This is a genomic window from Flavobacterium supellecticarium (genome assembly GCF_004801375.1).
GTDB classification, from domain to species: domain Bacteria; phylum Bacteroidota; class Bacteroidia; order Flavobacteriales; family Flavobacteriaceae; genus Flavobacterium; species Flavobacterium supellecticarium.
The window spans coordinates 879768-892776 of the sequence record NZ_SSNZ01000002.1; the positions used below are offsets into that span (position 1 = coordinate 879768).

Annotated in this window: 11 protein-coding genes; 2 read left to right on the forward strand and 9 right to left on the reverse strand. The window is 39.5% G+C overall.

The features are described 5' to 3' along the window. The first annotated feature begins 58 nt into the window (after nucleotides 1-58). On the forward strand, nucleotides 59-685 hold the full coding sequence (locus E6C50_RS08760) for a TetR/AcrR family transcriptional regulator (protein WP_136402821.1): 627 nt from the start codon (nucleotides 59-61) through the stop codon (nucleotides 683-685). A 24-nt stretch (nucleotides 686-709) separates the two neighbouring features. Here the strand turns inward: E6C50_RS08760 and E6C50_RS08765 are convergent, their stop codons facing one another. From E6C50_RS08765 to E6C50_RS08800, 8 genes are all read right to left on the reverse strand, one after another. Further along, complete coding sequence (locus E6C50_RS08765) at nucleotides 710-1153, reverse strand: SRPBCC domain-containing protein (RefSeq protein WP_136402822.1); 444 nt, start codon at nucleotides 1151-1153, stop codon at nucleotides 710-712. Nucleotides 1154-1211: 58 nt separating this feature from the next. Beyond that, complete coding sequence (locus tag E6C50_RS08770) at nucleotides 1212-1658, reverse strand: SRPBCC family protein (RefSeq protein ID WP_136402823.1); 447 nt, start codon at nucleotides 1656-1658, stop codon at nucleotides 1212-1214. Between the two features lie 11 nt (nucleotides 1659-1669). Continuing rightward, complete coding sequence (locus tag E6C50_RS08775; RefSeq protein WP_211089525.1) at nucleotides 1670-2155, reverse strand: VOC family protein; 486 nt, start codon at nucleotides 2153-2155, stop codon at nucleotides 1670-1672. A gap of 191 nt (nucleotides 2156-2346) precedes the next feature. Continuing rightward, entirely contained in the window at nucleotides 2347-2844 is a 498-nt protein-coding gene (locus E6C50_RS08780; RefSeq protein ID WP_211089526.1) for a VOC family protein, read from the reverse strand. Nucleotides 2845-2917: 73 nt separating this feature from the next. After that, nucleotides 2918-3865, reverse strand: coding sequence for an AraC family transcriptional regulator (locus tag E6C50_RS08785; RefSeq protein ID WP_211089527.1), 948 nt, complete (start codon nucleotides 3863-3865; stop codon nucleotides 2918-2920). Between the two features lie 183 nt (nucleotides 3866-4048). After that, the gene (locus tag E6C50_RS08790; RefSeq protein WP_136402825.1) at nucleotides 4049-4612 is read right to left on the reverse strand and encodes an AAA family ATPase; all 564 of its coding nucleotides are present in this window, start codon (nucleotides 4610-4612) and stop codon (nucleotides 4049-4051) included. Between the two features lie 136 nt (nucleotides 4613-4748). Beyond that, nucleotides 4749-7154, reverse strand: coding sequence for an alpha-ketoacid dehydrogenase subunit alpha/beta (locus E6C50_RS08795; RefSeq protein ID WP_136402826.1), 2406 nt, complete (start codon nucleotides 7152-7154; stop codon nucleotides 4749-4751). Nucleotides 7155-7359: 205 nt separating this feature from the next. After that, on the reverse strand, nucleotides 7360-10188 hold the full coding sequence (locus E6C50_RS08800; RefSeq protein ID WP_317128618.1) for a gluzincin family metallopeptidase: 2829 nt from the start codon (nucleotides 10186-10188) through the stop codon (nucleotides 7360-7362). Between the two features lie 261 nt (nucleotides 10189-10449). On the opposite strand from E6C50_RS08800, the gene E6C50_RS08805 reads away from it, so the two are divergent. Next, entirely contained in the window at nucleotides 10450-12414 is a 1965-nt protein-coding gene (locus E6C50_RS08805) for an endonuclease (protein ID WP_136402827.1), read from the forward strand. Nucleotides 12415-12659: 245 nt separating this feature from the next. On the opposite strand, the gene E6C50_RS17625 is transcribed toward E6C50_RS08805, so the two are convergent. Next, on the reverse strand, nucleotides 12660-12812 hold the full coding sequence (locus E6C50_RS17625; protein ID WP_168732775.1) for a hypothetical protein: 153 nt from the start codon (nucleotides 12810-12812) through the stop codon (nucleotides 12660-12662). Nucleotides 12813-13009: the final 197 nt, after the last annotated feature.

A 13009-nucleotide genomic window follows, 5' to 3' on the forward strand; every position in this document is an offset into this window, starting at 1 on the left:
AATGTACTAAACAAAGTTAAAATTAGTACGTTTGTACTAATTTTTATATTTTTGTACGATGAATAAAACAAAAAAGAAAATATTGGAAGCCGCTTTACAGCTTTTCAATACTTATGGATTGCCGAATGTAAGCCAGCGAAAAATATCGGATCATTTGGGAATAAGTCCTGGGAATCTAACCTATCATTTTAAAAAGAAAGAAAATATAGAGGAGGCCTTATATTTTGACCTGGTTAACTGGATTAGTGAAGAATTTAGACAGATGGGCGAGAAGGAGGTGAGTTTACAGAATCTGATTACTTTTGTGGATAGCTTTTTTGTAACCATCTATACGTATCGTTTTGTTTATTTGGACATCGTGCACCTGATGCGTAATAACGATGTTATTTCGGCGCATTATAAGCAACTGATCATTTCACGTAAGCTACAGTTTTTGCGAATGATTGAACAATTTATCGATTCCGGTTTGTTTCGAGAGGCAGAATTACCGGACGAATACGAAATGTTGTACAAGCGTATCCAGATCATTTTGGATTTTTATCTTTCAGCCGAAGAAATCACCGAAAATACAATTGGCTACCGCCCGATGGGAAACCATACGCTTTTATTTATGCATTCCATTTATCCGTATCTGACGTTAAAGGGGAAAAAACAATTTCAGGAAATCCTGCCGCTTTATGAATAATGCCATAATTATCAGGATATGAGTTTATAAGTTGTTTTCTGCAATCTTTTTTACAATTTCCAACGCCTGTGGAAATTTCAGATTAAAATAGTCTTCAAAATCTTCCGGAATGTCCATACTTACTTCCAGTTGTGTTGCATCTTTTAAGTCGATTAAAATATAGTTTTCCATAGCTCCGGTCCATTTTTTACTTTCTTCGTCCAAGGGTTCTTCTTTGCCGTTTTTAAGAATCCCGATATGCTTGAAAGACATCAGCTCGTTCGGTACCATTTGATTGATTATACTGTACATTCCGTTTTGATGATCATCTATGAAAAGAATACTACTTCCTTCTTTCCAGTCGGAAACAGCGGTGGAGCCTTCACTAAAAACCCGAGCCCATTGATTATAATTGCTTATTTCCCATAAAGCATTCCATACGGTCGCAGGGGATGCCTTGATTTCGATTTTAAATTGCAGAATTTTCATAGGGTAGCTTAATTTATTTCGATAAACAGTCTTTTAAGAATATTCACAAAAGGGTTTATTATTCAAAATCAGGAAAACGGTCAGCAACCAATGCTAAGTTGATATGATGTTCCAAAAGTGCCTTTAAAGAGGCCAAAACGAGTGTAAAACCTTCGGTAGAGTTGCGGACATCGGCAATAATTTCATCAACAGTTCCATCGTAACCGGAATCGGTAATGCTTACAAAAGTAGTATTGTCTTCCCGTGCGGTAAAAGTAAATTCTACCGTAGTAGGCCATTCGATTACGATACGTTTGTTCGGTTCGATGGTTTTTACGGCTATTGTAACAGAATGCTTGTACATTTCCCAATCCCATTGTACGGATTTTCCGACTTCGAGTGGTCCGCTACTTTTGGTAAACCAGAATTTTGTGGTGATATCCGGATTGACAAAGGCTTCAAATACTTCAGCAACCGGTCTTCGGATAAGCATTGCGGCTTTGGCGCTATACGTTTGTGGATGCATAGATGGTCTTTTTAAACGCCATTATAGGCTTGTTGCAGAATACTGATATCGAGTTTGTCCATTTGTAATAAAGCCATCATCACGCGGTGGGATTTTTCAGGATCGTTAGAACCCATAAGTTCGCCCATACTAGCGGGTACGATTTGCCAGGATACACCGTATCGGTCCTGTAACCAACCGCATTTTTGCTGCTGACCACCTTCGGAAAGTTTATCCCATAGAAGATCAATTTCATCCTGATTGTGACAATTTACGACAAATGAAATGGCTGGTGTAAAGGTAAATTGCGGACCGCCATTTAGTGCAACAAACTCCTGTCCTTCCAATTGAAAACTGGCTGTCATTAGCGTACCGGCAGGAGCCGGACCACCTTCGCTATAATAGCTGGTTTTGAGTACGCGGGCATTGTTGAAAATGGAAATGTAGAAATTCAGGGCTTCTTCCGCCTGATTGTTAAACCAGAGAAAAGGTGTTATTTTTTGAATAGGTTTGTCCATAATCGATTATTTTTGATTGTTATCTCAAATTTAGCAGAATTGTAGGAATAAAAGAAGCGTTTAATTGCTAAAACATATGTAAATCATTGTAAGTATGTTGGATGAAGATAAAACGAATGAGGTAAAGCAAAAATGAGGAATCCTTCCAATACGGGATTTTAGCTCCGGTATTGGAAGGATACTTTTTTTGATCAGGGTTTATATATTCCGTTAAAAAGAACTACCCGCCATTTATCGGGATCTTCATAGGTTTCACTTTTTCCGTTCCAATAGGGATTTTCCGGTGCTACGGGAGTGATTCCGGAATCGGTCATTCGTTGCACAGCCTGATGGTATTTTTCGGGTGAGTCGAAATAAAAAACCAATAAATTTTCGCGGGTTGGTTCCGGTAAAGCAGTCTGACTGTTGTGTTGCGTAAATTCCAGGTGATACTGTTCGCCGGGAAGACCAAGCATAACGCCATCATATCCGTCGTGTCCGGAAAAAGATCCCAATTCTTTTAAGCCTAAAGCCTCTTTGTAAAAAGTTACAACCGCTTTTAAATTGTTGGTAGGACGTGCGATTCGGAACTGAACGGCACTGAAACCGTTTGTGTTTTCATTCATGGGAACTGTTGTTTTTGTTTGGTTCTGACAGGCGGTTACAACGAATAACCCGGTCAAAACAGCTGTTGCTAAAAAATGTTTCATATAATTTTTTAGGCAAATTTCCGCTAAAACTACAGGGACATCAAGAGCGGTATTGCGGTTATAAGAACCAATTTTACCGAATTTGACGGTATTCGGATGGTGTCTGGTTTTTTTGGGCTTTAAAGAAACGTCCAAAATGAGAAATCGTATCAAAATTCAGGAAAATCGAAATCTCTTTAATGGTGAGTTCGGAATAGCGTAATAAAAATTCCGATTCCAACAGAATGCGTTGGTGGATCAAATCAATGGCAGAATAGCCCAGTTGTTGTTTGGTACATTCGCTTAGGTATTTTGGAGTGATATGTAATAAATCGGCATACTCTTTTACGGTTTTAAGCGTGGCAAAATGGCGGTCAATCAGTTTTCGGAATTTATGAACAATCTGAAACTGCCGGTTCATATTGGTGGTGGAATTGAGCAGACAGATTTCGCAAACGCGATTGTAATCGAACAGAATCTGAACCAGATATAACCGGATCATATCCAGAAAAAAAGGATTGGTCTTATTGTGTTCTTCCAGTATCTTATCGAACTTATACAGATTGGCCTCAAAATTATCCGTATCCAGTTCAAAAATAGGAGGATAATCCGGATTGATATAGAGTAATTCATCCAAAATAGCCGTATTCAGGAATCCTTTTCTTAGGAAATCAGATCGAAATACGATTAGTTTGGCTTTAAAATCGGTTGAAAACCCGGATAAAGCATTAATATGTTCGGCCGGAATAATAGCGATATCGTGTGCTTTTATGGTAAATTGATGCTGACCCACAATGCTATCCAGACTGCCGGAAAGGCAAAGTAGTACGCTTGTAAATCCAAAGCGGGCCACGCCAACTGGTTTTACGGAAGGATCAATCTCCAGGACTGCGAAATCATCGTGGAACGGCTTTGAATCGGCTTTTTCGGTTAATCCGGAAAAAAGCGAAATAAAAGTCGGAATATCCAAAGGTTTCGGTCGTTGTAAAAAAAGTTCTTTATTAATGTAGCATTGTTTTTCCAGCATGATAACCAGTTTCAATTATATTTTAGTAACGGTATTCGTATAATTTTTCGTGTTATAAATGTACGATTTTTTTATAGTATTCTGAAAAACAACACTTTTTGATTTTTATTTGTTTTTTGTTACAATCTGAAAAGAAAAAAATAAAATCTAAAAATGGCTACTGTTTTGATGTGGAAAATACACGGATTTAGGTTTCGATTACATGTTTTCCAGAGTTGAAATGGTATGGCGAAGTATAAAAGCCACCCGGTTTTCGACAGTGTCATGTGGCACTTCAATAATGGTATAACCGTGTTGATGATAGGTTTGTACCATTTGCTCGTAGGTAGCAACGGCTTCTTTCCAACTTTGCTTGCGTTCGGCATCGGTATGATAAATCGCTTCCCAGGGCGGTAGGATAAAAACGTTATGATTGTAACGATACTCCTGGGCATGCGATGTCATTTTTTCGGTAATCGGTTGCTTTGTTAATTCGGCATAACATAACGTATCGGGAATACCGCGATCAAAGAAAACAGGCTGGTTTGTAGTGTGCTTTTTTGTGGTTTCCGTATAACTTAAAACTGAACGTTCGAGCATGATCTCAGTATATAAAACATAATCCTGCCAGGGTAGTGCACTACTATTATCCCGGATTTGTTCGCTGATAATTTCCCGGGCTACTTCGGGAATACACGGATAACCGCTTTGAGCGAGTGCTTCGAGTAAGGTGGTTTTTCCGGAACCGGGACCACCGGTTAGGATATAATAGTTATCCGGCATAAGCAGGTTTTAAGGTGGGTTATTTAAACGGTGTTTTAAATAAAATCAATATCCGATACTTCGATAGTAATGCGATTAATGCTAAGTAAGTAGCAAAAAAAACCGGAACGAATTCCGGTTTTTTAAAGGTCTTTTATTAATAAAGACTTGGATATTTTGAAGGATTTACTTCATTCATAATTTCATAAACCTTTTCGAAGATATCTTCTGCAGATGGTTTGGAGAAATAATCACCGTCGGTTCCATAAGCCGGACGGTGCGCTTTGGCAGCCAATGTTTGCGGCTGACTGTCTAAGTGCAGGTATCCTTTTTGAGTGTCGATGATCTGTTGTAAGATATAAGCCGAAGCACCTCCCGGAACGTCTTCATCGATTACCAGTAAGCGATTGGTTTTGGCTAAGCTTTTTACAATGTCGTGGTTGATATCGAAAGGTAACAATGATTGTACATCGATGATTTCGGCATCAATACCAACTTCCTGTAATTCTTTAGCCGCCTGTTCTACCAAACGAAGGGTAGAACCATAGGAAACCAAAGTAATATCACTACCTTCTTTTAAGGTTTCCACCACACCGATTGGCGTTTTGAAATCGCCTAAATTGGTTGGCATTTTTTCTTTTAAACGATATCCGTTCAAACATTCGATCACCAAAGCCGGTTCGTCGGTTTCCAATAACGTATTATAAAAACCGGCCGCTTTTGTCATACTACGCGGAACCAAAACATGGATACCACGAATGGCGTTCAGAATCATTCCCATTGGCGAACCGGAATGCCAGATTCCTTCCAGACGGTGGCCACGTGTTCTAATGATCAATGGTGCTTTCTGACGACCTGCTGTACGGTATTGTAACGTAGCCAAATCGTCGCTCATGATCTGAATTGCATATAATAAATAATCCAGGTATTGGATTTCGGCAATTGGTCGCAGACCACGCATTGCCATTCCGATTCCCTGACCTAAAATGGTCGCTTCACGGATACCGGCATCGGCCACACGGAATTCGCCGTATTTTTCCTGCATACCTTCCAATCCCTGATTTACGTCACCGATATTTCCGGAATCTTCTCCGAAAATCAAAGCTTCCGGGTATTTGGTAAAAATAGCATCGAAGTTATCACGGATAATCAAACGTGCGTCCACATCTTCTGAGGATTCGGTATATATCGGAGCCACTTCGGCTACTTTATAAATGTTTTTATCCGATTGTGAAAACAAATGCGAACTATAACGCGGTTGTACTTTTTCGGTATAATTGGTAATCCAGTTAGCCAATTGTGCTTTTCCGCTTTCATTAACGATAAGACGAACAATTTTACGGGCTGTAACCAGAATATCTTTGCGAATTGGCTCTTTTATAGCGGCCAGATCGTTGCTGTATTTTTCAATAAAAACTTTATTCGGACTGGAAGCGGCAATGGTGTTTAAAAGCGCTACCAATTCCTGTTGTTCTTCTTTAATCGGGTTTACGTAGGCACTCCAGGCGGCTTTTTTACCTTCCAAAACCTGTTTTTTAGCCTCGGTATCCATGGCTTCGATTTCTTCGGCTGTAGCGATGTTGTTTTCGATTAGCCATTTACGCATTTGCGCCATACAATCGAATTCGGCTTCCCATTCCAAACGCTCTTTACTTTTGTAACGCTCGTGTGATCCGGAAGTAGAGTGACCCTGAGGTTGTGTTAGTTCCTGTACGTGGATGAGTACCGGAATATGCTGTTCCCTTGCGATGGCAGCTGCTTTGGCATAGGTTTCAACCAAAGTCGGGTAATCCCATCCTTTAACGGTAATGATTTCATAACCGTTAGTGTCGGCTTCACGCTGGAATCCTTTTAATATTTCGGAAATACTTTCTTTAGTTGTCTGGTAACGGGCATGAACCGAAATTCCGTATTCATCGTCCCATACACTCATCACCATCGGAACCTGTAATACTCCGGCAGCGTTGATGGTTTCGAAAAACAAACCTTCGGAAGTAGAAGCGTTGCCAATAGTTCCCCAGGCAACTTCATTTCCGTTTACGGAGAAATTGGTATTGTTTTCCAGTCCGCTAACATTGCGGTATATTTTTGAGGCCTGTGCTAAACCTAAAAGACGCGGCATTTGCCCGGCAGTAGGAGAGATATCGGCACTTGAATTTTTCTGAGCGGTAAGGTTTTTCCAGTTTCCGTTTTCATCCAGACTATGTGTGGCAAAGTGTCCACCCATCTGACGTCCGGCACTCATCGGATCATGAGCCAAATCCGGATGTCCATACAAACCGGCAAAAAACTGTTGGATAGTCATTTCGCCAATTGCCATCATAAAGGTTTGATCACGGTAATATCCCGAACGGAAATCACCATTTTTAAATGCTTTTGCCATGGCAAGCTGCGGCACTTCTTTACCATCTCCAAAAATCCCGAATTTCGCTTTACCGGTTAGTACTTCACGTCTTCCCAACAAGCTGCATTCTCTACTGATAGTTGCAATTTTATAATCGTTAAGCACTTCTGTTTTGAAATCTTCAAAAGAAAGCGCTTCTTTAGCGGCCGTTTGATTCATAGTCAAATAATAAAATAAATGAGATTGGGACAAATTTAATTATTTACCCAATACAAAACAAAGAATTGTTAAAATTACAATTTAATATTTGATAAAAAAAAGAGGATCTGAGATGTTTTTGTTGCATATATTTTATTGAAAACCATTTTTTATCAAGGTATTTTTAATAAAATAAAATAAAAAAGGGACTTTTTTTAAGTTTTATTTAGAACCACTTACGCGTAAAAAGGGATACTAATGTTCTTGCGCTTAGGGTTACGACAAATCGAATACGCTGACCATAGTTTGGATCTTTTATTTCCCAGCCATTGTTGGAGTATACCGGGAAATACAATTCGAAATAATCCTGAACCAGATTTAAGCGGATACCACTGTCGTATACAAACTGCGGATCGGAAAACTTATTTTTAATAATCCCGGCATCACCATAGGCTTCGATCCAGTTCCAGATACTAACACTAACATTGGATGTTGTCATCCATTGATTGGCGTAACGGTTTTTTAGTTTGGATTTAAAACCTCCGTCGGCCATCACAAATTGCTGACTGAAAAGTCCGGTGGATTCCGAACGTCCGATAAGGTTGTAACCGAAAAGATAATCCGATGGGCGATCCAATCCGAAACTAAAGAAATCGGTTCCGGTTTCGTTATACATAAAAGTACCACCAAAGAAACGAACGGTTAACTGACGACGGTCGTCAAATAATTTACGATATTGGTATTCTGCGGATATTTTACTGAAATTATTAGCAATCTGTAAATCGGTTAGAAAGCTGTATAATTTGGCTGTTTCTGCTTCTCCAACAGAATAGCGTGCATTGAAAACAGAATAATTTTCTTCCTTTTTATTTTTTAATAATGGTGAATCTTCTTTTTCTACAAAAACATGACGGAATAAGATCGTTTCCCTTTTATTTTCACGGTAATCCGGTTCCCGGAATCGGAATTGTACCGATGGTGTAATCTTGGTATAAGAAGCATTTGGAGCATAATGGAGAGTCGATCCTGTAATGGAATAGCGAATATTGTACAAACGTTCGTCGCGTATATTGTGAAAATAGGAGAGTGTGGCACTACCGACCAACTCTTTGGTATTACTGGAATAATCTGGGGTAATATCAAATTGGAACGGTTTGTCCAGTAGGGTTTCGTTATGGATACGCATTCCTAACATCACACCGTCGTATAGGTTATAATTAAAATCCGGAACATAGAATAACTGGTTGTATTGCGGATCTTCCAGATCTTTAAAAAAGTTAAACTTGATCGGACGGTTTAGCGATGGAAACCCTTTTAAGGTTTTGTAATTATTCCGACGGTTAAATTCGGGCACCTCATTACCGTAGTTCAGCGCCAATCGGTCGATACCCTCTTTGGAAACGGTCACAACGGTATCGGTTGCGACATTGGGCAACCATACTTTCGATATAATGCGGTCCTTTTTAACACCATAAAGCGAAATCGGAACGGTGGCATAGGCGTTGTTTTTAACCGTTACCTGCACGGTTTTACCATCGTCACTTTCTTTGATTCTTCCAAATTTGTAATCGATCAGATCTCTGGAATTGATCACCGATTTAAAAAACCAGTCAATATTTTTATCGGTTTTCGATTTCAGGATGTTTTCGATATCCTGACGCGTGGTTTGCTGCGTTTTATTTAGGCTTACAAAATCGTGTAGCGCCTGATCCACGCTTTCCTGTTGCAAATAAGCATCCAGATAATTCAGTGCCAGACCGGCTTTGTATTTTCCGGAAATCTGTTCATTGAATTTAACAAAAGTATTTTTTGGATTTCCAATTGGCTGGTCGAGGTTCATTCGGGCCATCATCAGATAGAGATAGCTGTATTGCTCATTAAAACCGGTACTAAAAAGACTAAAACCTCTTAAGATTTTATAACGCGCCAGCGTCCCGGTCATTTTTACATTGGGGTAATTGTCCTCAATATATTTCATCATCGTATACACCTGAATACCGTCGTAAATCCAGTTATCCTCGCGATGATTTAATTGCAAGGTGTTTTTTAGATAATTGTTGACATATGTTTTGAGAAATTTCAGTTCATATACAAACGAATCGGGAAAAGGTCTTAAAAATTTCGGAAGCTGGTTAAGTCCGTAAAAAGGATTACGGTCGTAGTCGGTCTGACTAATGATCATTTTATTTTGCGCCGGACTACCCAAATGCTCGGAAACATAATTCACCACCCGGTCGATGATCACGGCTTTTTGGAAATCATCCAGTTTTTTTTCGCTGATGTTGGTTGCGATTTCCGTTTTATCGTTTTTATAAAAGCTATAGGTAGCGGTGGTTTCAACTGCCAATAGTATATCCTGACGGTTTTTACCGCTTAAGGTATATATTTTATACGGATCCGCGTCGTTTGTGGCCAAAACATCTAAATCAGTTGTCAGTGTTAATTGTGACGGAATTTTGATTTGGATATCAAAATCGGACACCGCATTGGAAATATCGTCCAGATTTTCGTTACTGTCTTTTACAAAACAGCCTTTTTCGTAACGCGCCGGTGTTAAAAACCAGTTTTTGATATAAAAACCACCCTGACTGTCAAATCCGTATCGCGTAAAACGATCGTTCGGAATCTTTACCGAATACACAATATTGATTTTAAACTTCTGATTCGGATACAAAGGATTTTGCAAATGCACATCAACCAAATCGGGTTGATTGGGAACGCGGGACCATTCGAGTCTTCTCTGATTTTGATCGATAATGGAAATAATATCGGTATGGCCGCGATCGCTATCGCCGGCCAAATGAAAAATCCGGGTAAACTCGTCCGAAAATCGTTTCCCTAAAGGTGAACTTTTATCGGAATAAGCATTATTCCAATCGTTTAAAATATAGTCTTTTAGGGTGTCGTTGGTCGTGTTATGATAGGTAATCTCCTGTTGAATCTTTAGTATTTTGGTATCGGGATCAACGGTTATCTGCATGGCGCTGTGGTGTTGCGCATGAATCCTGCATATTCCTGAAAGTAAAGCAATAAAAAGATAGATATAGGCTTTCAATAGATAACGTTTCTTGTGTTTGACCTGATTTATAGTTTCACATTCCCGATACACAATGTTACAATTTTAATTCAGAATATTTACGAAAATTCTTTTAACAGAAATAAAAAAAATCAAACAGTATTTTGATGCTTGACCATGCCAAAACCTACAGAAATGATGTTAATAAAGGTAATTTTTTGATATCCAGATACGTATTAACAGTTCAAAAAGGCTATTTTTTCGTCATTATGGCTACATTTGTCCTTAAACTCACTTAAAATGACAAAAAAACTCCTCCAAATTTTACTGCTATTTGCGACGAATCTTATGTTTTCGCAGGTGGTTATCAACGAGCTGGATTCGGATACGCCTTCGACAGACGATAAAGAATTCATCGAATTAAAATCGGCTACACCTAATTTCCCGTTAAACGGCTATATCTTGGTTATGTTTAATGGAGGAAGTAGCGGAACATCGAATTTGAGCTACTATGTGATCGATCTGAATGGTTTGGTTACCGATGCGAATGGAATTATTGTGTTGGGAAATTCGTTGGTATCGCCGGTTCCGAATTACCTGTTTCCAATTAATACCGTACAAAACGGACCGGATGCGATCGCGATTTACCAGGCAAGTGCTTCCAGTTTTCCGATGAATACGCCGGCCTCAACAACCAATCTTATCGATGCGCTGGTTTACGGAAACAATAATACGCAGGCTTCAGCTTTACTGAACGCTTTGGGTGTTTCGACTCAGATTAATGAAAACATGAATTCCCAGGGGACCACACAATCCATTCAGCGTAAAAACGATGGAACCTATGAAGTTAAAGCGCCAACACCGGGCCGTAACAACGATGGTAGTGGAATCCTTTTTAACGGTATCACGATTACCGCTCCGACAACACATCTGACTGAAGGGGATAGTTTTAACATCACCTTTACCACGCAAACGAATGTGACGAGCAATCTTACTTTTAATTTTACGCTGAACAACGGTAGTTTTACCAATGCTGATTTTTCCGGAAATACAACGGTTTTTATTCCGGCAGGTTCCAATTCGTTTACCACGACGATCCAGTTGGTCGATGATACCGAAGATGAAGGCGACGAAATTTTACGCATTAAATTCGGAACACTTCCGGCGGGTTATGTCCGGATGAACGACTTTATCGAGATTCGCGTAATTGACAACGATTATACGACTTCGGCCTGGGGAACGCCTTTAAATCCAACCTATGGTGTGGTAGCCAGTACGGCTCCGGCCGGATATTACAGTTCGCTGGAAGGACTAAGCGGAGTGGCACTAAAACAGGGAATTCAGAATATTATTGCTAATCCGGCTGTAGTACGCGCGCATAATTATGGCGATATTGTCGATATTCTGAAAAAAGCCGATCAGAATCCGCTAAACAGCAATCAGGTTTGGATGATGTATGTGGAAGCGCCACGTGCAAAACTCGATTTTCAGACCGGAAGCAGTAATGTGGGCACCTGGAACCGCGAACATATTTATCCGCAATCCCGCGGTGGATTTAGTAACGGAACGTCATCTACACCGGATGGAATCAATGTTTGGTTACCCACAAATGCAGATGATATTAATGCTGCCCATGCCGATGCCCATCATTTACGAGCGGAAGACGGACCGGAAAACAGTTCGCGTAACAACCGCGATTATGGAGGAACCGATTATAATGGACCGGTAGGCAATCAGGGATCCTGGAAAGGCGATGTAGCGCGTGCTTTATTTTATATGGCGATCCGTTATAACGCATTGGATCTGGTAAACGGTAACCCACCGGATACGACGGTAGGACAATTGGGCGATCTGGCGTCTTTATTGACGTGGAATCACAGCGATCCATCGGATGATTTTGAAATGAATCGTAACAATTATATTTATACCTGGCAAATGAACCGTAATCCATTTATTGATCATCCGAATTTGGCGGATTATATCTGGGGTGTTCATGCGGGAGAAGCATGGTCGGCTACCTTAACAACCGAAGATATAACAAAACTACAAATGGTATTGTATCCGAATCCGGCACACGATTATCTGATGATTAGCGGTAGCGTTGATCGCGGACAAATTGAAATCTATAATATCGCCGGACAGAAAGTACGGATGTTCAATTTTGACGGAACAACCCGATTACAATTGGGATTGCCATCCGGAGTTTATATGGCTCGGGTAACCGCTGCAGATCAAACATTGGTTAAAGAGTTGATCATCAATTAAAAAAGATAGTGTTATTCCATAAAGAAGCTCCGTATTACGGAGCTTTTTTTGTTTGTGTCCCGTCCTGAAAAAAGTTGACAATAAATCGACTTTATTATGAAAAAACAGAATATTTTGCCCGGTTCGTATTGAAACATCGGACTTCCCGGAGGTTTTCTAAAAATTTATTGAAGCTTACGAAAACTCAAAAAAAAACTAATCTCTCTCTTTGAAACCAGTTATTTTAAGTGACTTTATGATATATGTCATTTACTTCTCCAAACGTTATACGTGAAAATCAAATTTTTACTACCGGAAAAAGACAAACGATCTGTATATTCAATTTTATAGGTCTCCCCATTGTGTAGTAGTTTTGAACCATCGGTTTTTGTAACCATCATATTTAGCTTGTAATTCATATCTGAATATATTTTTTACGGATTCCCGTAAAAAATATTGAAAGCCTCTAATACCTTTGCTCTCGCTATAAACGCGTACAAAACGCTTTAATTAAAGTACGTATTAATTTGTGTTTTTAGTACTAAATATGAAGTTTTCCGGGAATTCGTATTTTTTAAAAAAATAAAATTGTAAGATTTGCGAGATCAAATTATGT